This window comes from Mucilaginibacter rivuli (assembly GCF_019391655.1).
In the GTDB taxonomy this organism is placed as follows: domain Bacteria; phylum Bacteroidota; class Bacteroidia; order Sphingobacteriales; family Sphingobacteriaceae; genus Mucilaginibacter; species Mucilaginibacter rivuli.
Map to the genome: position 1 here is coordinate 774969 of NZ_JAHXPQ010000001.1, position 20443 is coordinate 795411.

The 20443-nt window shown below is 40.3% G+C and carries 23 protein-coding genes and 1 tRNA gene; 5 read left to right on the top strand and 19 right to left on the bottom strand.

All coding sequences use genetic code 11. The features are described from left to right. Positions 1-155: 155 nt before the first annotated feature. From KXQ82_RS03355 to KXQ82_RS03385, 7 genes are all read right to left on the bottom strand, one after another. Positions 156-905, bottom strand: coding sequence for a LytR/AlgR family response regulator transcription factor (locus tag KXQ82_RS03355; RefSeq protein ID WP_219486715.1), 750 nt, complete (start codon positions 903-905; stop codon positions 156-158). Continuing rightward, positions 902-1936 (bottom strand): sensor histidine kinase, encoded by a 1035-nt coding sequence (locus KXQ82_RS03360; RefSeq protein ID WP_255563392.1) that lies wholly within the window; start codon positions 1934-1936, stop codon positions 902-904. The genes KXQ82_RS03355 and KXQ82_RS03360 overlap by 4 nt, the downstream gene beginning before the upstream one ends. A gap of 23 nt (positions 1937-1959) precedes the next feature. Continuing rightward, positions 1960-2307, bottom strand: a complete 348-nt coding sequence (locus tag KXQ82_RS03365; RefSeq protein ID WP_219486716.1) for a DUF4288 domain-containing protein — start codon at positions 2305-2307, stop codon at positions 1960-1962. Between the two features lie 22 nt (positions 2308-2329). Next, positions 2330-3151 (bottom strand): LiaF transmembrane domain-containing protein, encoded by an 822-nt coding sequence (locus KXQ82_RS03370; RefSeq protein ID WP_219486717.1) that lies wholly within the window; start codon positions 3149-3151, stop codon positions 2330-2332. A 231-nt stretch (positions 3152-3382) separates the two neighbouring features. Beyond that, positions 3383-3775 (bottom strand): LiaF transmembrane domain-containing protein, encoded by a 393-nt coding sequence (locus KXQ82_RS03375; RefSeq protein WP_219486718.1) that lies wholly within the window; start codon positions 3773-3775, stop codon positions 3383-3385. 121 nt (positions 3776-3896) lie between these two features. Continuing rightward, positions 3897-4571 (bottom strand): hypothetical protein, encoded by a 675-nt coding sequence (locus tag KXQ82_RS03380; RefSeq protein ID WP_219486719.1) that lies wholly within the window; start codon positions 4569-4571, stop codon positions 3897-3899. 50 nt (positions 4572-4621) lie between these two features. Then, positions 4622-5047: a globin family protein gene (locus tag KXQ82_RS03385; protein ID WP_219486720.1), complete on the bottom strand. Its 426-nt coding sequence runs from the start codon at positions 5045-5047 to the stop codon at positions 4622-4624. Positions 5048-5205: 158 nt separating this feature from the next. Here KXQ82_RS03385 and KXQ82_RS03390 point away from each other — a divergent pair, with 158 nt between their 5' ends. After that, a complete protein-coding gene (locus KXQ82_RS03390; RefSeq protein ID WP_219486721.1) occupies positions 5206-5658 on the top strand; it encodes a helix-turn-helix domain-containing protein in 453 nt (150 codons plus the stop codon). Here the strand turns inward: KXQ82_RS03390 and KXQ82_RS03395 are convergent. From KXQ82_RS03395 to KXQ82_RS03420, 6 genes are all read right to left on the bottom strand, one after another. Continuing rightward, complete coding sequence (locus KXQ82_RS03395) at positions 5655-6062, bottom strand: globin domain-containing protein (protein ID WP_219486722.1); 408 nt, start codon at positions 6060-6062, stop codon at positions 5655-5657. The two genes, KXQ82_RS03390 and KXQ82_RS03395, sit on opposite strands and share 4 nt — an antisense overlap. Before the next feature lie 118 nt (positions 6063-6180). Next, positions 6181-6759 (bottom strand): 50S ribosomal protein L25/general stress protein Ctc, encoded by a 579-nt coding sequence (locus KXQ82_RS03400; RefSeq protein WP_219486724.1) that lies wholly within the window; start codon positions 6757-6759, stop codon positions 6181-6183. Between the two features lie 47 nt (positions 6760-6806). After that, on the bottom strand, positions 6807-7751 hold the full coding sequence (locus KXQ82_RS03405) for a ribose-phosphate pyrophosphokinase (RefSeq protein WP_219486726.1): 945 nt from the start codon (positions 7749-7751) through the stop codon (positions 6807-6809). 72 nt (positions 7752-7823) lie between these two features. Then, a tRNA-Gln gene (locus KXQ82_RS03410) sits at positions 7824-7894 on the bottom strand. Between the two features lie 149 nt (positions 7895-8043). Next, entirely contained in the window at positions 8044-9000 is a 957-nt protein-coding gene (locus KXQ82_RS03415) for an acetyl-CoA carboxylase carboxyltransferase subunit alpha (RefSeq protein ID WP_219486728.1), read from the bottom strand. A 52-nt stretch (positions 9001-9052) separates the two neighbouring features. Beyond that, entirely contained in the window at positions 9053-9547 is a 495-nt protein-coding gene (locus tag KXQ82_RS03420) for a hypothetical protein (protein WP_219486729.1), read from the bottom strand. 150 nt (positions 9548-9697) lie between these two features. On the opposite strand from KXQ82_RS03420, the gene KXQ82_RS03425 reads away from it, so the two are divergent. After that, positions 9698-10063: a response regulator transcription factor gene (locus KXQ82_RS03425; protein ID WP_219486732.1), complete on the top strand. Its 366-nt coding sequence runs from the start codon at positions 9698-9700 to the stop codon at positions 10061-10063. 6 nt (positions 10064-10069) lie between these two features. Here the strand turns inward: KXQ82_RS03425 and KXQ82_RS03430 are convergent, their stop codons facing one another. Continuing rightward, positions 10070-10390 carry a hypothetical protein gene (locus KXQ82_RS03430; RefSeq protein ID WP_219486734.1) on the bottom strand — a complete coding sequence of 107 codons (321 nt, stop codon included), beginning with the start codon at positions 10388-10390 and terminating at the stop codon, positions 10070-10072. A 119-nt stretch (positions 10391-10509) separates the two neighbouring features. Between KXQ82_RS03430 and KXQ82_RS03435 the strand changes: the two genes are divergently transcribed. Next, positions 10510-10686, top strand: coding sequence for a hypothetical protein (locus KXQ82_RS03435; RefSeq protein ID WP_219486735.1), 177 nt, complete (start codon positions 10510-10512; stop codon positions 10684-10686). Positions 10687-10694: 8 nt separating this feature from the next. Here the strand turns inward: KXQ82_RS03435 and KXQ82_RS03440 are convergent, their stop codons facing one another. Further along, the gene (locus KXQ82_RS03440) at positions 10695-12137 is read right to left on the bottom strand and encodes a tetratricopeptide repeat protein (RefSeq protein WP_219486736.1); all 1443 of its coding nucleotides are present in this window, start codon (positions 12135-12137) and stop codon (positions 10695-10697) included. 164 nt (positions 12138-12301) lie between these two features. Next, a complete protein-coding gene (gene cls / locus KXQ82_RS03445) occupies positions 12302-13753 on the bottom strand; it encodes a cardiolipin synthase (protein WP_219486737.1) in 1452 nt (483 codons plus the stop codon). 220 nt (positions 13754-13973) lie between these two features. Between cls and KXQ82_RS03450 the strand changes: the two genes are divergently transcribed. After that, a complete protein-coding gene (locus KXQ82_RS03450) occupies positions 13974-15842 on the top strand; it encodes a transglutaminase-like domain-containing protein (RefSeq protein ID WP_219486738.1) in 1869 nt (622 codons plus the stop codon). Continuing rightward, positions 15839-18076: a DUF3857 domain-containing protein gene (locus KXQ82_RS03455; protein ID WP_219486739.1), complete on the top strand. Its 2238-nt coding sequence runs from the start codon at positions 15839-15841 to the stop codon at positions 18074-18076. The genes KXQ82_RS03450 and KXQ82_RS03455 overlap by 4 nt, the downstream gene beginning before the upstream one ends. A gap of 2 nt (positions 18077-18078) precedes the next feature. Here the strand turns inward: KXQ82_RS03455 and KXQ82_RS03460 are convergent, their stop codons facing one another. The 3 genes from KXQ82_RS03460 to KXQ82_RS03470 form a co-directional block, all read right to left on the bottom strand. After that, a complete protein-coding gene (locus tag KXQ82_RS03460; RefSeq protein WP_219486740.1) occupies positions 18079-19407 on the bottom strand; it encodes a sensor histidine kinase in 1329 nt (442 codons plus the stop codon). 116 nt (positions 19408-19523) lie between these two features. Continuing rightward, positions 19524-19940 carry a VOC family protein gene (locus KXQ82_RS03465; protein ID WP_219486741.1) on the bottom strand — a complete coding sequence of 139 codons (417 nt, stop codon included), beginning with the start codon at positions 19938-19940 and terminating at the stop codon, positions 19524-19526. A 42-nt stretch (positions 19941-19982) separates the two neighbouring features. Beyond that, positions 19983-20435 carry a helix-turn-helix domain-containing protein gene (locus KXQ82_RS03470; RefSeq protein ID WP_219486743.1) on the bottom strand — a complete coding sequence of 151 codons (453 nt, stop codon included), beginning with the start codon at positions 20433-20435 and terminating at the stop codon, positions 19983-19985. Positions 20436-20443 lie beyond the last annotated feature (8 nt).

Genomic DNA, 20443 nt, shown 5'->3' on the forward strand with positions numbered 1-20443 from the left:
ACATATATATACTATCGCCTAAACCCCAAACTAAATAACTGGCTGATAACAAAAATATAAACTTTAATGAATTTATAATCATTACTTTATAAATTATTAAAATTAAATTGGGTTTTTGTTAACCTAATTACAACAATAAGTAAGTTTTTTTGAAATTATATACCCAAAACAGCCTTAAGCTTAACATAACCCGTTTTACTTACCGGTATTTTGGCACCCGATTTTAAAATGGCGATATGGGCATCTTTTTCATAAGGATCGATACGGGTAATTTGCTGTACACTGAGAATGTACGAGCGATGTACACGCACAAAATGGCGCTGATCGAGCGTTTGCTCAAAAAAGCTCATGGTTTTATTTTTTAGGAATGAACCTTCCTGGGTGTGGATACTTACATAATCATCATCAGCCTCAAGGTATATTACATCGTGTACCGGGATGATTTTAACTTTTGTACCTGTTTTAACTACAATACGCTCATGTTGCGCAGGCGATGGCGGAACTACAGAATTGAGGAGGGTTTCATTAGGTTTTTGCGTTTCAGCCATAGCCGGAGCCAATGATAACCATTTATCCACCGCTTTAGCAAAACGCTCTTTACTAAATGGTTTTAGCAGGTAGTCGGCAGCATGTGCTTCAAAAGCTTTTATGGCATATTCATCAAAGGCTGTAGTAAATATTACGGCGGGTTGCTTATCCACTAATTCGAGCATTTCAAAACCATTTATTTTAGGCATCTGCACATCAAGGAATATCAAATCAGGTTGATACTGATTGATGGCTTTAACACCTTCAAAACCATCGCCACACTCCTGTAATACTTCTATCTGCGGAAAATCCAGCAAATACTCTCTTACTATTAAGCGGGCAAGGGGTTCATCATCAATAATTAAAGCTCGTTTCATACCTGTGGAATTTTTATTATGGTAGTAAATACATCATCGGCCGTGTGTGTTTCAACAAGGTCGTTACGTGCAAATAGTAAATATAAGCGGCGTTGTACCCCGCTTAAACCAAAGCCTGTACCTTTCATTGGGCGGCTGGTTTGCGCATCATAAGGGTTTTGTACCATTAGTACCAAATAATTATCGCTGGCTTCGGCCCTAATGCTTATGGTAACGTCTTCCGTTGTATCGTACAAGCCAAATTTAATAGAATTTTCTACAATTGGCTGCAATAACATGGCAGGCATCATCATATCCTCACATTTTCCATCACAACTTACCTCGGCCGAAAGGCGATGCCCAAACCTCACTTTTTCAATATCAAGGTATAACTGCACCTGGTGCAACTCTTCGGTAAGCGTTACCGGGGCCTGGTCGTCTTTTTTTAATGTTCCGCGCAAAAAATCAGATAGCTGGTGAATCATTTTTCGTGCCTCATCCGGCCTGATACCGATAAGCGCGTTAATAGAGTTTAAGCTATTGAATAAAAAGTGTGGTTGTAACTGTTGCCGTAAATTGTACAACTCGGCTTCACGGGCAAGCCGTTCTGCATCAGTTTTTCGCTTTTCGTTCTCTTTCTGGTCAAGTTGGGTAAACCAAACTACACTCACCATGGCCATACAGCCAATAATCAAAAAATTAATAAAAAAGCGGATGGTTAGCGATTGCGAATAAAAGCCCTCATAAGTTTTATCATCTACAAAATAAGGTAACGACCAACGCGATATAAATACACAAAGCCCGGCTAAAACGCCGCACCATACCAGTAAATTAATATAACTTTTTTCGCCGGGGCGGTAGTAGCGCAGGTTGTTATTAATAAGCCAACATGCACAACTTAATAAAACAGTGTTAACCATACCATCGGCACCGGCTATATACCAGTTGTAGCCAAAGCTTTCTATAATATAAGCCTGCACACCAACCCAAACAATAAAGCAGGTAATGAGTGCATACGCAATTTTAGAAAATGTACTTTGGTGTGAAGCCAATGTGGTCAGTTTTTATTGATTTTTTAACAAAAGGAATGATCACTCGAGCCTATTAATGCCGCTTTATGGTTTGCCCATTTAATATACAGTTCCGCATCTGCAGGCTCCTGTATGGTATAATATAGTTCGGTACCATCTGTAAGGCCGTTCAATAATGTTATTTCGGCCACGTTGATGAATTGCCATTTTACCGGCTGCTTGTGGTTGTTGATAAACCTTTCCTGGCTTTTGAGGCCTATATCACTTGCCTTTTCAAAAGCCTGCCTTTCATTACCCGCATTTATCAAACGTAATTGCTCATCAAATTGTGGCGTATGGTTCCCTTCGCCGCTGATGATCTGAAAAACTATTTTTGCGATGTACCAGTTCATTAGGTTGATATTTTAATTAGGTTTAGTAACTCCTTATATCAACACCTGCAAATATGGAGGTGCCTTTTAATACCAGTATTTTATCACTGCCATAATCACTTTTCATCATCCGCTTATCATCAAAACCGGCAAACAGGGTTACCATATCTGATGTTACGTGCCAGTGTGGCGGTACTATTAATTTTATCCCACCAAAAACCTGTGTTACTTCAATAATAACGCGGCCGTTAATATCGGCCTGGGTAAGATCAATATCGGCACCACCAAAAATGTTGACGATCTCGCCGCCTTTAAAATCTTTTGACAGTACCCTTTTTTTAGCCCCCGCGAAGATGGAAATAGCATCAAGGTAATCGTCGCCCATATTATATTTTGCGTCGGTAGTATTAGTGTTAGTTTCAGCATCATTGGGTACAGTGTAATCTACTACAGGGCCGGTAGGGTTGTTGTATTGCTGTTTCCATTGTTGTTTCCACCTATCTTTATTCCACCTGTCTTTGTCCCATGGGCGGTTACGGTTGGTTATCATACGTATGCCTATGGCGATAAATATGACAGGCCAAAAATTGTTTGCAAAATGGGTGTGGGGGATGGCTTTATCAATAAGGAAAAATATGCCGACAAATAACCATATGATCCATCCGCTGTTCCTGAAATTATGTTTTACACCATTAAATATCGCGAAAGCGATAACCCACATTGGCCAGCTAAAAAGCCATCCGGGGATAAAGAAAAAGTCGAGTTGGTTTATTAATATAATAAAGCCAACCGCTACAAATATGGCACCTGCCAAAACTGTGCTTTTTTGGCGGCCTTTATTATTTTCATCTATGTCGATACTCATGAGTAGTTTATTTTATTTAATGATATAAAACTAAGATAACAATTGGAATAGGCAAAAGCAAAACTGGCAGCGTGCTTTGAATACTCGGTAAAAGCCGGGTTTTTATCGGTAGAAAAGTTTGAGCAAATTACCTGAATAGTATTATGTAATAAGATTATAAACCCATGTAAACGAAAAACGTCCCGGGGCTCATGCCGGGACGGGGTATAATCTATGTTGAGGTGGTTATATTTATAATGAATCTCTGTAATCTGTATTGTGCCATTGGTTGCGGTGCTCCCAACGGTGGCGTTGCCAGTGCCCATCTTTAAAGAACACCATACGTATGCCTATAGCTATCAGCACCAGCGGCCAGAATACGATGAGGTGGTAACCTGCTATAACATTTATTAACGACAATCCACCCACTACCATAAGGATGATTGCAGCAGGGTGCCTAAAGTTGTGCTTTGCACCTATGGCTAAACCTATTACTATAAGCCACATTGGCCAGCTAAATAGCCAGAAAGGTAAAATGAAACCCACTAACTGGTTTAAAAGGTATATGCCGCCTACGGCTAATAGTATTATACCTAAAGTGGTCCTCCTGTTGTTACGTGGTGTATGTTCTGTGTAGTTTTCCATTGTTTTGTTATTTGATGATGTAAACATACGGCAACATATTACACAGGCCCAGGCAAATTAGGCGGAGTGCTTTAACAACTCGGTGAGCAGCGGGTAATGGTCGGTAAAACCAGATATGGTTTTACCGTTGTTTTAAAGCAACGCCCGCCCAATTTGTGCGCTGCACTATTGATGATGGAATATCAACCTGTTTCTGATCCCACAGGTGCGCAAAGCAGGCGGCATTCATAGTTTTCAATAACTGTAAGTGCAATTTGCTATCAAAAAGCAAAACAGTGCCGCTTACAATGCGGTTATTGCTGTATAAAGCATTGAGAATGGTGATGGTTGATGAATACGATTCGCAATTGATATGTACAAAGGCACATGGCTGTGGTTTCCAAAATAAAAAATCGGCTAAGGTGCTAATGTGCACCTGCTCCGGTCTTTGTGGTTTTAATCCTAATAACAAACCGCCTTTCCTTGCAATAGTAACTTCGGGTTTGTTAATGTCTTGTATATCATAGTTACCGGCTGGTCCTGCAAAGCTAAATAGTTTACCCGCAGGCTGATTTTGTTTGTCGGCACCCAGGAAATTAGGAGCATCGGTTTTGGGCGTGCCAAAGCTTAGCCAAAGGCCATCCGTTTTTACCTGGTTTACTATGTGGTTTTCAAGTTGGGTGTTGTTGTTGGCCAGTTCTTCGTCGGCAATGTCATAGTATTTTGGCGGGGCATTGTGGCGCTGTGTTTTAAAAGCCTCAGTAAAATTGGTATAAGCCTGAAAATATGAGGGTACTAATAGTTGTTGTGCTTGCATTATTGTGTTGTTGGTTGTGTTGAAATTGATTTATTGGCGAAGTAGTTAAATTACTGCTCCGCTCCATCAGTTACTTGCGATGCATTTATCATTGCTGATGATAGCAGGGTATAGCATTTTACCCATGCCGCGCTAACTTGAGGTGTCCAATGCTCACCAAGGCCCATTTTTAATGTCCAAAGCAATGCCTCGCCAACAATTGTATAATGTTCATCTTTAACGCCGTATTTAACATGGCGGCGGGCAAGGTTGGCTACTTCGTCAATTATCTCGTCCAGTTTATCCAACTTGTTTATGACATAACCTATCATGGTTGTGAGCGCGTTTGATTGTGTTGCCATATCGCTCCTGAACATAGGTTTCAATTCGGGTGCTATTTGAAAAAGGCGTGAGTAAAATAATTGACCTGCTGCTAAAGGGTTTACGGCTACCAGTTTCCAGCTCTCTTTTACTAATGTTATTTCTTCTGTTTCCATTGTGATGTTATTTTGTGTTACTTATATGTTACACTTTGTTTATATTGATTTTAATTCGAATGCAAATATGTAACATTTATTTGTCATATTGAAATAAAACGATGAAAAAATGTAAAATAAATTTTAAAGTGTAACATTTTATTAACACATTTGAATCAATGCACTTGGGAAGTAAGATAAAAGAGGTATATGAGGCCGGTAATATTAACCTGACCGACTTTGCCAAACGTATAGGTACCGTTCGGCAAAATGTTTACCGCATCTTCGAGCGCGATTCGGTAGATGTGGATATGCTGCAAAAAATATCTGATGTGCTGGATTTTGATTTCTTTCAATATTATGGCCGCGCCGCCAATCAGCCATCCTCAACAGCCGCTTCAACCGATTTGCTTCAAAAAGAGATTAACGTGCTGACCGAGCAATTGGAAGAGGTAAAAAAAGAACTGGAGTACCAATTCAAAATAGTATCGTTAAGGCAGGAAGAAATGCGCCTGCTCGAATCAAAACTTAATACTCAAAAAGCATTATCAGATGCTATTATCAATAGCCTTAAGGAGCGCCAGCAAAGTTTTGTTAAGCGTATCCGCGAGTTAGAGCAAAAAGCGGATTAGTCTTTGTTACCGGTTATCATGGCATGGGTTAGTTTGCCGTAGGCCAGTTTCCAGGCACTTTCTGCATCATCGTTCCATTCATCGTGCAGGTTTTCTTTTAGTGTTGCTATAAGCGCAACTAAAACGGTTTTGTAGGCACCCGTAGGTACGTTGTATTGGTGATGGCGCTTACCCAGGTCAATGGCGTCTTGTAAAACCTCATCAAAGCGATCAAGCTTAAAGGTAACATACGTTATCATCTCAATAAACTTGCGTGCCTGCTCAGTCATGTCAATTCTAAAGAGCGCCTTTAACGATGGATCGATGCTGAAAAGCTTATCGTAAAAATAAATACCGGGGTCTTGCTCTAATACGATCATCTCGCTCCAGGTACTTTTAACCAATGCTATTTGTTGGGTTGTCATTTCAGGCTAAAAATAATAAATATTTATAGAATAGTGTTTTAATAATATTCCGGCACATAAGCCCATAAAAAAAGCCCCGATAAAATCGGGGCCTTTAAATTCATCAGCGTTAGCTAAATTATTTTTTGTTTGCTTCTTGTTCAGCCTGGCGTAATGCACGTGAGGTAGTAACAGAAACGATGGTATCTTCCATAGCGTTGGTAATTACCATGTTAGTTACTTTTAAGTCGCTAACACGAACTGATTTACCTACTTCTAAACTTTCGATACTTACATCAATGTTATCGATATGGTTTTTAGGCAATGCTTTGATACGCAGTTTACGTAATTTTTGCACTAATTTACCACCCACTTTAACACCTGGTGATGTACCTGTTAAACGTACAGGGATCTCGATAGTAACTTCTTTGGCCGGATCAAGTTGTAAAAAGTCAACGTGAATGATCATTTCGGTTAATGGGTGAAACTGGATGTCTTTAATAATTGCCTGTGTTTTTTTACCTGCAATTTCCAGATCGATGAAATGAACAACGGGAGTATAAACAACCGGTTTCAAATCAGCTACGGACACCGCGAAGTGGGTTTGTGTTTCCCCACCATAAAGCACTGCAGGCACTTTGCCATCATAACGCAGCTCTTTGGCGTCTCTTTTCCCTACGTTCTCTCTTAAAGAACCGCTAATAGTAATTGATTTCATTATTTTAATTTATTTGTTAATTCCCCATCATCGCGATGAGAATACTTTTAATCTACTTTAAACAAATCGCTTATCGAGCCATGCTCGTTAACGTTTGTTATGGCTTTGGCAAACAGTTCGGCAGTTGATAATACCCTTATTTTGCTGCTTTCCTGTTTCAGTTGTATGCTATCCGTAACAATCAGTTCGCTCAATTGCGAATTCTCTATCGTTTCGATAGCCTTGCCTGATAATACGGCATGTGTACAAACCGCTCTAACGCTTCGCGCGCCTTTATCCATTATTAACCCGGCAGCCTTTGTTAAGGTTCCGGCGGTATCGCAAATATCGTCTATCAGTACAATGTCCTGTCCTGCAACATCGCCAATTACCGTCATCGACTCGATCTCATTTGCACGTTTACGGCGTTTATCGCAAATAACAACCTCGGCATTAAAAAACTTTGCAAAGGTACGCGCCCTGTATGAGCCACCCATATCGGGCGATGCGATGGTTAAATTTGGTAGATTTAAACTTTTAATGTACGGTACAAATATTACCGAAGCATCTAAGTGGTCAACCGGTATGTCAAAGAAACCTTGTATCTGCGCCGCGTGCAGGTCCATCGTCATAATGCGGTTAATACCCGCTGCAACCAATAGGTTGGCTACTAATTTGGAACCTATAGCTACACGTGGTTTGTCTTTTCTGTCTTGCCGTGCCAGCCCAAAATAAGGGATAACCGCGGTAACATAATGTGCCGATGCCCTGCGTGCGGCATCTATCATCATTAACAGTTCCATCAAATTATCAGTGGGCTGGTTGGTGCTTTGTATTAAAAATACATCGCTGCCGCGTACCGACTCATCAAATGATGGTTGAAACTCACCATCGCTAAAGCGCGATAAAGTAACACTTCCCAGATCACGGCCATACGATTTCGCTATTTTATGTGCCAGTGTTTGCGTAGCTGAACCGGCAAATAATTTTACAGGATTAAATTGTAAAGGCATGGCAGATTTGGATGTGGGTGTTACCTTATAAAAAATTCGGATTCCGAAACTGACGAAATCCGAATTTTTATGTTGCCCGACCAGGATTCGAACCTAGACAAACGGTACCAAAAACCGTCGTACTACCATTATACTATCAGGCAATCTCCTATCGGTTAGTTTCCTTTCCGAAATGGAATGCAAATATAGGATGATATTTTTAAAGTCAAAAGCATTTTTTCTAATATTTCTAAATATTTAAAAACCAGGTCTTTTAAAATAAAAATGCCTTTTATGCTTTTAATTTGAGTATTTACCCTTCAACTACCACACCCATGCTGCAAAACTTGTCAATCCGCTCGGCAACTAATTCGTCAACGTTTTTCTCGGCAAGCACTTTCAAATCTTTTATCAGTTGCTTTTTTAAAGTAGCAGCCATGGCAATAGGATCCTGGTGGGCGCCGCCAAGTGGCTCTTTAATTACACCGTCAACCAGCTTGTTCTTAAACATATCAACCGAGGTCAGCTTCAACACTTCGGCAGCTTTTTCTTTATTTTCCCAGGTTTTCCATAGGATGGTTGAACAGTTCTCGGGCGATATAACCGAATACCATGAGTTCTCCAGCATCATTACCTTATCCCCAATGCCAATACCCAATGCACCGCCCGACGCACCTTCGCCTATTACTACGCAAATAACGGGTACTTTAAGTACCGCCATTTCTAACAGGTTACGGGCGATAGCTTCGCCCTGGCCACGTTCTTCAGCCTCAAGGCCGGGGAAAGCGCCCGGGGTATCTATAAGGGTAACTACGGGTTTGCCAAATTTTTCGGCTATTTTCATTAAGCGCAACGCTTTGCGGTAGCCTTCGGGGTTGGGCATACCAAAGTTGCGGTATTGCCTCATTTTTGTATTGATACCTTTTTGGTGACCAATGAACATTACGGTTTGCCCGTTTAATGAGCCAAAACCGCCAACAATGGCTTTATCATCGCCCACGGTACGGTCGCCGTGCATTTCTATAAAGTCATCGCACATTAGCTCTAAATACTGTAAAGTATATGGCCTTTCGGGATGGCGAGATATCTGCACCCTTTGCCAGCCGGTTAAATGGCTAAATATTTGTTTTTTTGTAGTTTCAAATTTTTCTTCAAGCTCGGCTAACGTTGCCGACATATCAACCTTGGTCTTTTCTTCTACTTGCTTTATCTTTTCTATCTGCATTTGCAGATCGGCTAAAGGCTTTTCAAAATCGAATGTTATCTTCATCAGTACAAATAATTGCCAAAAGTAAATAATTCAATTGGTAAATGCGGGTATATTATAGCTTGTGTAACTGGCTGTATTTTTTTAACTGCCCGGCAGATAAAATGTTTTGGGTTTTTAAATACGTTTGCAGCATGGCATTGCGTAATTCGCCAATATCGCCACCATAGCGGTTGGCATAAAAAATTAAATTGCCATCATTAATTTGTTTGGTTTTGAAAAGCATGTTCAGGGTCTCTTCATTCTTGATGATCAAAGCGCCCATCTCTTTCATTTTGCGTTTCAGTTCGGTGGTAATGGCTGTAAGCTGCGTTACCTGTTCGGCATTAAGGCCCAGTTCTTTTTTTAAGCTGAGTGCCTTTTGAGGCGATGGATAGTTGTTAAGTACAGCTATACGGTCAAGATTGTTGATATCTATGCCATCAAAAAAAGCTTTATATTGTTCATATCCCAATGATTTTGCCGGTGCTGATAGGCTGTCGGCTACATTCTGCGCAAAGCAAAGTGTAGTAAAAAGCAGTAAACAGAGCGTAAAAAATAACTTGTTCATTGTTTTTGAATATGCCCCAAATATAGCGCAATAACCAATTAACACAATATAGCACCTTAAAACTGTTATTTGTTTGTTAATTATTACGAATGTTTTTATCGTGGCACATTAATTGCCTTACCGTTAGTATAAAGTTAAAAAGTGAAACAAATGAGTAAGAAGATATTAGTGCTTGATGACGACGTATTTATCTTATCAGCACTGCAGGACGTACTTGAATATTATGGTTATGAGGTAAAAACTCAGACCCGTGGTGATAAAGTTTTTGAACAGATAGAAGAGTATCATCCCGACCTGATTTTATTAGATGTAATGCTTGCCGAAATGGACGGCCGTGAAATTTGCCGGAATATAAAAGAAAAACCTACTACAGCAGAGATACCTGTTATCCTGATCTCGGCTACGCATAATTTAGCAGATTGTTTGAACCAGCAATTGCCGCCGGATGATTTTGTGCCTAAGCCATTTGATATCGGAACATTGATGAGCAAGATAGAGCATCAGCTTGCGGCATAACGGTTTTTAAAGAGCGATGTTGATTTCTTGTTCAACACGCGGGTCATCGGGAAGTATCTCAATTTCGGGATGCCCAATATATTGAGTGTACCACTTAATAGCCGTTATTACCTCGAGCGCGTCATCGGGGCTAATATCAATGGTTTCAAATACAATAAGTTTTTCGTTTAGGTAACCGTAAAGCTGTATCTCGTCTTTCCGGGCAACATAGGGCATGTCATCGGTAAAATAAACAGCTAATTTTAATTCTGAGTCCCTCGAGTAAACTATATCGGGAGATATTGGGTTAGAACCAACCATTACAAGGTACACATTCCTACTCATCATGCCTCTTTAACAATGTAAATTCAGTATGGTTTAAATAATAGTGTATTTTTTATTGATGAAACAAACACGCTGTTTTATTCTTTTAGGAGTGTAATTATTTACCTGAAACAATAAACAAAATGAAAAAAGTCTATCTCCCAATGCTGTTTTTAGTAATGCTTGCATTAAGCAGTTGCTCGGTTATTACCGGAATATTTAAAGCTGGTGCTTTTGTTGGCATTTTAGCCGTAGTAGTTTTAGTAGGGCTAATATTATGGATTATATCAATGTTCCGGGGTGGCGGTGGCGGTAATTAAGGCAGCGCTTAATTATTAAGGAAGGCTTCGCTTATAGGCGTATTGTAGGCAATGGTTAATTCGGGCGTGTGTTTTTTGTTATATGCAACTTTTAACACATTTTGCCCCGGCGATACCTGTATTACAGCATGGTACTCATACTCGTAATTACCGGTCTGGATATTTTTAGGTAATTCTTTAGTATCCAGTACGCTCACTTTGTCGGCATCAACAACAAGGTCATTTATCATTAATTGTATGCCTTTTTTGTTGATAGGTTGCGTAGATGATATTTTTACCCTAAGTGCAATTTGTGGTTTGCCCGATAGTTGTATGGTGTTTTTAAACAACTTATTTACATCTTCAATGGGCGATATCCAAACCAGGTTGGTAAACTGGCTTACAGGGCGTTTTTTTGCGCCCGCCATAGCCTCGTCAAAGTATTGGTAATATGGTTTGTAATAAGCACCGCCCTTAGCTAAAGCTTTGTTGTAATTTAAAATAGCGTGGCCATAACCTTTTGTTAAAAAGTAAGCATATCCTAAACTGTTGTATGCCCTTGAGTCGGTCGAATCAATAGCTATCGATTTATTAAGGTATTGTATAGCTTCTTTGTAATCGTGTAGGGTAAGTTTTAGCTCGCCCATGTTTAAATAGGTGTAGGCGCTGCGCGTATCCAAACTGATGGAGGTGTTATAATCAACCAGAGCCTGCTCATACATGCCCAATTTAAACTCGGCAAGGCCCCTGTTTGTATATCCCCGCGGCGATTGCGGGAAATTTTCTATCGCTTTTTTGTACTCAATTATCGCATCCTGATAGTTACCAAGCCAAAAATTTACCGCGCCGCTGTTATTGTAAGCGTACTCATTACGTGGGTTTATGGCGATGGCACGGTTAAAATCAGCGAAAGCTTCGGCATACAGGCCTAATTTCATTTTTTCAAAGCCAAGGTTGTTGTAGGCTGTATAATTTTTAGGGTCGAGCTCGATAACGCGTTTGTTGTCTTCCATAGCGGCATCAAAGCGGCCAAGCTCGCTTTGGGCATTAGCGCGGTTAACAAAGGCGCTAACATAATTGCTGTTAAGGGCTATGGCTTTGTTGTAATCAATAACAGCCTTTTCGTATTGCTTTAGTTTTTTGTTGGCATCGCCGCGGCTAAGGTAGTAAAAAGGGTTGCCGGGGATAATTTGTATGCCTTTATCATAATCGGCAATGGCATCATGATATCGCTCCATGCCATAGTACGCTAAACCCCTTACAATGTATGCCTGTGCGTTTTTAGGATTGGATAAGATGGCTTTATTGCAATCATCAACAGCGCCCCTGTAATTGCCATTGTTCTCTTTTTCTATGGCGCTGTTAACATAAGTAGCAGCATTATCGGCAGGCGCAACTTGGGCATTCACTATACTCAAAGGGAATATAATGAGGATAACTATCCTGTACACAAATTGTAATGTGCGCCGCATCTGCTGTTTAAAAAAAATTAAATGCCGGTTTTAATTGGTCTGCTTAATTATCCTATTGATTATAAGTACTAATACAAAGGTATATAATTTCTATTATTATCAAATCAATAAAAAACTACAATTAATTTAACGTTAAATTTCGGATTTCATTATTGTCGCGATAGTTAAAGCAGGGGGGAAAGCAGTCTTGCTACCTTTTCGGGAAGTTGGCGGTAAACGCGGCGATTGTTCCAGCGCGTGGTATTTATACGTACGGAATGTTTCAGGTCATCATAAAAAGCATCCCGCAGTTGTTTAGAAATGGCTTCATCATATATCATGCTGTTCACCTCAAAGTTAAGCTCAAAGCTGCGGTGGTCCATATTGGCGGTACCAATGATGGATAACTGCCCATCAGATACTAAGGTTTTAGCATGTATAAAGCCTTTTTGATACAGGTAAATCTCAACTCCCGAATCCAGCAGTTCGGCGTAATAGGAGCGTGCTGCGGCATCAACAAAAGCAGAGTCTGATTTTCCAGGTACCAATATCTTCACCTTTACCCCACTAATGGCCGCCACATTCAGGGCATCCAGCAAATTTTCACCGGGGATAAAGTAAGGGGTAGTGATCAGTATTTCGTTTTCGGCAAGGCCAATGGTTTGCAATAACGAGAACATAATGGTAGGCGTATCCGAATCGGGGCCGCTGGCGGCTATCTGCACCATGGCCTTGCCTTTAGGGCTTGGGGTAGTGCAAAAATATTCCTCGGTTATAGGCAGTTGCTGGTCCGAGCAAAAGTTCCAATCGCAAATAAAAAGGTACTGCAGGTAATAAACACCAGGGCCAACTATTTTAACGTGGGTATCTCGCCAGTAAATTTGACTTTTATCATGTGGTTTGTTAATGTACCTGTCGCTCACATTAATGCCCCCGGTAAATGCGGTATGCCCGTCAACAATAATTATTTTACGGTGGTTACGGTAATTTACCCGGTTAGCCAATAAAATAAAATAAACCTTGAAGAAGGGTAGCGCCTCTACACCTGCATCCAGCAGGGCAGGCACAATTTTTTTGCGGATAGAGCGGCTGCCAAAGTCGTCATAAATAAAGCGTACCTGCACACCTTCATGCGCTTTTTGCATTAAAATATCAGCAATTTCGTTACCTATTTCTTCATCCTCAAAAATATAGTACTCAATATGGATATGGTGTTTGGCGCTTTTTAAAGCTGCTATCACTTCCGGGAATTTGTTCTCGCCGTTCAATAGTAGTTTAACTTCGTTATTGGCGGTAAGGGGGCTATCGCTGTCGTTCAGTAAAAAATGCGCTAATTTTTTATGTTTTTGCACTTCGGGCTCGGCCGTGTCCCAGGCTTTTTCCGATTCTATATTTATTTTTTTGCGGATGCTGTTGAGCAGGCTGCTATCATTCGCTATTTTTTTGCTATACAGCTTATTTTTACGGTAATTGGCCCCAAACATTAAATGGATGCCGATACCAATAACAGGTAAAAATATAACCACCAATACATAAGCCAGTGTTTTGGTGGTTGATGCGGTATTGTAAATAATATTGAGGCAAACAAAAACAATGACGAGGGTATAACCTATTTCGCCCAGAAGTATCCAATTCATTTCATGCATAGCGGCAGTGTATACAACCGCTTAGCGGTTAAAGGGTTTTGATGCTTTCATCAAAATTACAATTAAAGATGCAAACGACAGTAACTGTTATGTTTTTATAGCCATCGATTTAAGTCATATCAACAGTATTTTTTTTAGATAAATATTTTTCTTTTTGAATAAGCCTTTTAAAAAATACTTTTATCTTGCTCTTGTATATTTAACCCAATTTATGACTAAACTATTAACAGTATCTATAGCATTCATTATGCTGGCTAATTGCGCTGTAGCCCAAACAACCGATTCTTCTGCAACTATTACCTCATCAAAAGTAAGCTATCAATTTGTTTATAATCCCAAAGTTAACCGGGTGGAAATTAAGCAAATATCCAAAACCAGCTATATCAGCAATGGTTACCAGGTAACTTTCCCCATAAACGAAACTTACAATGATGATGTAACCATTGATGCAGTTGAGTGTAAAGTTGATAACCGTACCCCGGCAGGCTTTATGCCGAAGTATAGTTATATGTCTATCAGCGATGTTTTTTACTCGGATGCAAGGGTTTGCTATTTCCCGTTAAGTATGCCCAAGGTAGGCAGTACAGCTGTAGTAACCTTTAACGAAACCATTACCGATCCGCGTTTTTTTACCAATGTGTTCTTTCCCGAGGATATGTTGGTTAACACGAAAGAGATCACCATTAAAATACCGCATTGGATGAAAGTTGATATCAAAGAGATCAACTTTGATAAAAGCATTTCGCGCGATTCGACCTATGACAGCAAAAATGATATGGATGTGCTTACCTGGACGGCCGACGAAATTCCGGCGGCAAAACAAGAAGGAAATGCTCCCGGCCCTACTTATTCATACCCGCATTTGCTGATTTTATGCAAATCCGCTTATGTTGGCGGCAATAATTTTACCTATTTCGGCACCCTTAATGATCAGTATGCATGGTACCGCGAGTTGGTTAAAGGTGTGGTTAATGATAAAGATATTATTGGTGCCAAAGCCAAAGAATTAACCGCCGGACTTACAGCCGATATGGATAAAATAAAAGCCATTTATTATTACGTGCAGGATAACATTCGCTATATCGCTTTTGAGAATGGCGTTGCCGGTTTTAAGCCCGAAAAAGCCGACGAAGTGCTGCGTAAAAAATATGGCGATTGTAAAGGGATGGCCAACCTGACCAAAGCATTGCTGGTTGCAGCCGGTTATGATGCCCGTTTATGCTGGCTGGGTACCAACCACATAGCTTACGATTACAGCACACCATCATTAGCGGTTGATAACCACATGATATGTGGCCTGGTTTACGGTGGCAAAACCATGTATCTTGATGCCACAGAAAGCTATATAGGTATAAACGAATATGCGGAGCGTATACAGGGCCGCCAGGTTTTAATGGAAGATGGCGATAAGTATGTACTTGGCCGTATACCCCTGGTGCCAATGCAGCAAAACTTTGATACCGAAACCAGTAAACTAAGTATTGTTGGTAACAGCCTGAGCGGAAGCGTAAGCCATGTTTGGAAAGGCGAGGAAAAAGAAAGTGTGCTGGCTGGCTTAAACAGTATTAAAAAAGATAAAGCCGACGATGCGCTAAATAAGTTCCTGTCGGATAATAACAGCAATTATGTGATTAAAGACCTGGTGATATCAAACACCAGCAACCCCGATAAAGATGTGAATGTAACTTATAATGTTGATCATAAAGCGGCAGTATCTCAATTCAGCAAGGCATATTATGTAGATATTGACCTGAAAAAGGAATTTTTAACATCGCAGATAAAAATAGGCAAACGCAAAAACGATTTTTGGTTTGATTATAAAACTACCATCAATAAAGAAACAGAACTGGCTATCCCGGCGGGTTATAAAGCAACACTGCCTGCAAACCTGAATATTACCAACCCTGACTATGAGTTTCATATTACCTACAGCGAACTGCCCGGCAAATTGGTTTACAAAAAGAATATTGTGATAAAGAACCCACGTCTGCCAAAGGCAAAATTTGTACAATGGAACAAAGACATTGATCTGCTGGCTAAAACATATAAAGAAAACATCATACTAAAACCTGTACAATGAAACTAAGGTTACTTATTATAGCATGCCTGCTTACAACGGGCAAACTGTTTGCGCAAGAAGATACTATATCTTACGCCAACAAGGCCGCGCAACTGCAAAAAGAGATATGGGGAAAGCAAGCGCCCGAGTTTAATGTAACGGCTATCCCGGCAGGTATGGCTAAAGAGAGCGCGGTTATTATAGCGCATGCTTATACATCGCAGCGTACATCCAACGGTAAAACAAAATTCATGATCGTTTCTACCAGTACGGTTACTAAAACCATCAGGGTAAATACGCTGCACGAAAGGATAAAGATAAACGATAAGGTAGCGCTCGAAGACTACTCTAAACTGAGCTACCAGAAAAAACTGGATAAAACGGTATCGCTGATGTTGTTCAATAAGCTGTTGAATACGCACAACACCTTCATTGGTGCTAAGCTGGTAAAGCCAGATGGTAAAGAGATAGTTGTAAATACAAGCGAAGAGGTATTGGTAAAGAATGAAGACAAGGATCAAAAAGGCATACTGGCTATACCCGGCCTGCAGGTAGGCGATATATTGGACTATTATATCAGTACCGTTGAGGTGAACGAGGATAATAAAGGTAACTCGTTCAAGGATAACGAAGAAGTAATTGTATTAATGGAAGAGTACCCTGCTTTATATTTCAGTCTCGATTTTCAGTTTAACAGCAAGCTGAAGGTAAAATGTATGTATGCCAATAACGCCCCCCATTTTGTAGAAAGCAAGAACGATGCCGGCGACCAGCTTTACAGCCTGAAAATGACCAATGTGCCAAAGTTTGAAAGCAAATTATGGACATCGCCTTTAAGGCAGTTCCCATATATTGAGATAGGCAGCAGCTACGGCAATGCTTATACCGATAATATTAAAGGGACAGAAGCATTTGTGAGCAAAGGGTCAATGCTGGAGGCTACCAAACAAATATTATCTAAGGCATTTACCGAAATGAGTGATGTTGGCCCTGCAGAAAAACGCCTGAAGAAGTTTTTCAACTCGCCGAAACCTACAAAAGATGAAAGCCTTGATAGTGTAATGAAGGTAATGTACGATGAATATAAATACCTTGCTTTCGATCTGTATAATGGTGATGAGATAAAGAAATTTCACGACCTGAATTACCGTAAGGCGAGTGATAAAGTAAGTACCATATCCATGAGTTTAATGCTGAGTGACCTGGGGGTTGACCATGATGTGCTGATGGTATGCTCACGCCTGAATAATACACTCGCCAATGTTTACGGCCTGAACGATTTTACAGCAGCAATACGCATAAACGGAGAAAAGCAGATGTATATGTTTTTTGATGATGTGATGACCCACTTTAACGAAGTGCCCGCACGCTACCAGGGTGAAAAGGTAATTGTGATGCACCCGGTTGGCGGAAATAGTAAGTTAGGTTTATTTACGTCAACCGATTCGATAATGCCTGTTTTTGGTATCGATAAAAATCACTCGGACGAAAAGCTGACGGTGAACATGATGCCCGATATGCAAAAGCTGAAACTGACCTGGAACGTTAAACAAGACGGGAACCTGCGCCACGGAGATCAAAAATTGTTAATACCGGTTGAAGATGTTGACAATGCTTTTATGGATGCCGTTAATGGCGACCCTATTGAAACCCGTTTAAAGCAACAGGCCCTCACCAAAAAAATGAGCGATGATTTTACCTTCTCGTTCGAGAAGGAGCGGGAAGAAATGAACAAAAACTTCATCGAAAAAATAAAGGATCAGTTTGACCAGGAACCGCAGCAATTAACAGATTTTAAAGTAATAAACCCCGCCCTGGAAAGCTCGGCTCCAACATTTAACTACACCGCAACTTTTGTATTGGATAACCTGGTTAAAAAAGCAGGCGATAACTATATTATTGACGCGGGTAAACTTACCGGTGGCTTTTTAACCCTTGATGAAAAAGATAAAAACCGTGTACTTGACGTATACATGCCCGAAGCACGCAGCTTTTCGTACACCATAACATTGGCTATACCAAAAGGCTATGTAGCAAAAGGTATGGAAGAGATGACGAACAGTAAAGCCAATAAAACAGGCTCATTTTCATCTGTTGCAAAAGTTAATGCTACAGGTACCGCGGTAACCATTACCGTAAACCGTAACTATGCGCATAATTTTGAAAAAGCGGAAGACTGGGGCCTGATGAAAGAGATCATCGAAGCGGCATCAACTTTTAATGATCAGAAAATATTATTTGAGAAGAAGGGATAGCGCTATGATCTTACCGGCAATTTGATAATAAATGTTGAGCCTATGGTTAATTCGGATATCACTTCAATAGTGCCACCCATTTTTGTTATAGCATCTTTAACCAGAAACAGGCCTATACCTGTGCTCTTTTTATTTCCTCCGGCCATAAAAAACTGGTTAAATATGTATTGCTGATCGTGGTTTTTAATACCAAGGCCGTTATCTTCAATTTCTATAATATCAAATGCACCGTTTTTGTAAGACCGTATTTTTACATACTGCCCGGGCTTGGAAAGATCGGCATACTTTATGGCATTTGATACCAGGTTATTCAATATGATCTTCAGTTTTAGCGGCTCGGCATAAACTTCATTCACAGCAATATCGGTGATGAATGAAACCGGCGACCCGCTTTTCATAAAAGTGTTTTGGCTTGTTACCTGATGAATAATTTGTGGTAAGTTGCAAAGGACTATCGCATTTCCATTTTTTTTGTTTTTGATGGATGAGAGTATTTCAGCAATAAATTTATCCTGGTTTTCCAGGCTAAGTCTCATCAGCGCGGTATAGGTATTGATTTGTGATAAGTCGGTTTCTGCTTCTACAATACCAACCAGGGCCGTTAATGACAATATAGGCGAACGCAGGTCATGGGCTATATTGTAGGTAAATTTATCAAGGTCTTCGTTAATTGCTTTGAGCTCATAGTATTGACCGGAAATTATTTTTTTTGATTTATTGAGCCTGCGGATCATTAATATAGCGTACAGTAAAGATCCGCCAATAATAATGAGCGTAATGAACAGGTCGGCTATGAAAACGTAGTGATTTAGCCGGAGGCAACAAGTATTTAGTGAGCTTGAGAACGATTGTTGAGCAATGTCTAACTTGTCAGAAATGTAATTTATCCTTAAAATCAGTTCCTGCCTATCATTCCGCAGTTGTTTAGCTATACTTATTTCCTGGTGTGCCTTTGTGGCAATTTGATTGAGCTGGTCAATATAAATATCGCCGGCTTGCCTGTCGGTAATTACTTTCTTAAAATATGGGTATCGCTCCAGCCGCCTGAATAACCATATCATATTAGTAATATTATCAGGGCTATTGCGGGCCTGCAGAAATCCAATTCTTATATATGCGATATCACTGTTCGATAGCAAGCCTACACGCGCCATGCGGTTGCCCAGTGGAATGCTCAGATCGTGTTTAGAAAAAGTATATTCTAATTCGTCTTGCGTATAAATGTAGTTCACCAGGTGGCGGGCGGCATCTTTTTGGCTTTTGGTAGATTCAGATTCTCCCTGGATGTATGCACTGCTTGCCGAAAGCACTTTGATAGTGTAATAATTCATTACAACCATTATTGTTGTTGCCAATAGTACAACAAACAATAATAAATACATTCTTAATCTCATTTAGGGGCCTTCTCATGTAATCAACACAATAAGCCCCTAAGTGTTTGTACTAATTAAAGGTTACCCTTTTGCCCAAGTGAAAACCAGTTACCCGAATCATCTTTAAACAAAGCTTCAAAGCCATAAAATTCTTTGGTTGGCGGTTTGGTAAACTCAACACCTTTGGCTTTCAGTTCCTCGTAAGTTACCAGCAGGTTATCGCACTCAAATACGCCAAAACCAAACGTGCCTTTGCTCACAAGCTCTTTCATTACCACGGCCGACTCTTTGCTGAACATCATGCCTTCACTAATGGCCATCAGGGTGATCTCCAGTTCGGGTTGGTCGGGTGTACAAACGGTTAGCCAGCGCATGCCCGGGCCCATGGGGGCATCGGTATGTACTTTAAAACCGAGCTTGTTAATGTAAAAATCATAGGCGCTGTCCTGGTCCAGCACAAATATGCTGATGTGGCTTAATTTTGTGATCATTGCTTTTCGTATTTGTTTAATACGAAGGTGCTTACTTATTTATTAAACGGCTTCTTCAAAATTGCTATTTGTGGCCCACCCGTTTTTTTCGGCAAAGCAGTTTGGGATAAACCGGAGCGGTGCATTTGCTACAGCGTTTAATTTTTGATGTTGCTGCAATTGATAGCTGGCAGGCGTTGATCCCGTAAGGCGCTTAAACAAACCGGTGAATGAGCTCACACTTTCAAAACCCACCGCATAACAAACATCGGCAACAGCCATATTGGTTTTTAAAAGTCCCTTAGCTTTTTCAATGCGGAGGTGCGAGAGGTACTGGTGCGGTGTTTTATTATATACGGAATTAAACAGCCTTATAAAATGGAATTTTGAAAAAGCGGCTTCCCCGGCAATATTGTCCAGGTCTATTTTATCGGCAAAGTGTTCGTCAATAAACAATTTAGCATAAACTATCCGGCGGTATAAATATACTTTCGGATATAAATCTTGTTGTTGCATCAGGTCAG

Coding starts and splice junctions, on each gene's coding strand:
- KXQ82_RS03390 (WP_219486721.1), top strand. CDS start 5,206: ATGCACTTGGGAAGTAAGATAAAAGAGGTATATGAGGCCGGTAATATT.
- KXQ82_RS03430 (WP_219486734.1), bottom strand. CDS start 10,390: ATGATGAGTAGGAATGTGTACCTTGTAATGGTTGGTTCTAACCCAATA.
- KXQ82_RS03365 (WP_219486716.1), bottom strand. CDS start 2,307: ATGAACTGGTACATCGCAAAAATAGTTTTTCAGATCATCAGCGGCGAA.
- KXQ82_RS03420 (WP_219486729.1), bottom strand. CDS start 9,547: ATGAACAAGTTATTTTTTACGCTCTGTTTACTGCTTTTTACTACACTT.
- KXQ82_RS03405 (WP_219486726.1), bottom strand. CDS start 7,751: ATGCCTTTACAATTTAATCCTGTAAAATTATTTGCCGGTTCAGCTACG.
- KXQ82_RS03385 (WP_219486720.1), bottom strand. CDS start 5,047: ATGGAAACAGAAGAAATAACATTAGTAAAAGAGAGCTGGAAACTGGTA.
- KXQ82_RS03435 (WP_219486735.1), top strand. CDS start 10,510: ATGAAAAAAGTCTATCTCCCAATGCTGTTTTTAGTAATGCTTGCATTA.
- KXQ82_RS03465 (WP_219486741.1), bottom strand. CDS start 19,940: ATGATCACAAAATTAAGCCACATCAGCATATTTGTGCTGGACCAGGAC.
- cls (WP_219486737.1), bottom strand. CDS start 13,753: ATGAATTGGATACTTCTGGGCGAAATAGGTTATACCCTCGTCATTGTT.
- KXQ82_RS03450 (WP_219486738.1), top strand. CDS start 13,974: ATGACTAAACTATTAACAGTATCTATAGCATTCATTATGCTGGCTAAT.
- KXQ82_RS03415 (WP_219486728.1), bottom strand. CDS start 9,000: ATGAAGATAACATTCGATTTTGAAAAGCCTTTAGCCGATCTGCAAATG.
- KXQ82_RS03400 (WP_219486724.1), bottom strand. CDS start 6,759: ATGAAATCAATTACTATTAGCGGTTCTTTAAGAGAGAACGTAGGGAAA.
- KXQ82_RS03440 (WP_219486736.1), bottom strand. CDS start 12,137: ATGCGGCGCACATTACAATTTGTGTACAGGATAGTTATCCTCATTATA.
- KXQ82_RS03425 (WP_219486732.1), top strand. CDS start 9,698: ATGAGTAAGAAGATATTAGTGCTTGATGACGACGTATTTATCTTATCA.
- KXQ82_RS03460 (WP_219486740.1), bottom strand. CDS start 19,407: ATGAATTATTACACTATCAAAGTGCTTTCGGCAAGCAGTGCATACATC.
- KXQ82_RS03380 (WP_219486719.1), bottom strand. CDS start 4,571: ATGCAAGCACAACAACTATTAGTACCCTCATATTTTCAGGCTTATACC.
- KXQ82_RS03370 (WP_219486717.1), bottom strand. CDS start 3,151: ATGAGTATCGACATAGATGAAAATAATAAAGGCCGCCAAAAAAGCACA.
- KXQ82_RS03455 (WP_219486739.1), top strand. CDS start 15,839: ATGAAACTAAGGTTACTTATTATAGCATGCCTGCTTACAACGGGCAAA.
- KXQ82_RS03375 (WP_219486718.1), bottom strand. CDS start 3,775: ATGGAAAACTACACAGAACATACACCACGTAACAACAGGAGGACCACT.
- KXQ82_RS03470 (WP_219486743.1), bottom strand. CDS start 20,435: ATGCAACAACAAGATTTATATCCGAAAGTATATTTATACCGCCGGATA.
- KXQ82_RS03355 (WP_219486715.1), bottom strand. CDS start 905: ATGAAACGAGCTTTAATTATTGATGATGAACCCCTTGCCCGCTTAATA.
- KXQ82_RS03395 (WP_219486722.1), bottom strand. CDS start 6,062: ATGACAACCCAACAAATAGCATTGGTTAAAAGTACCTGGAGCGAGATG.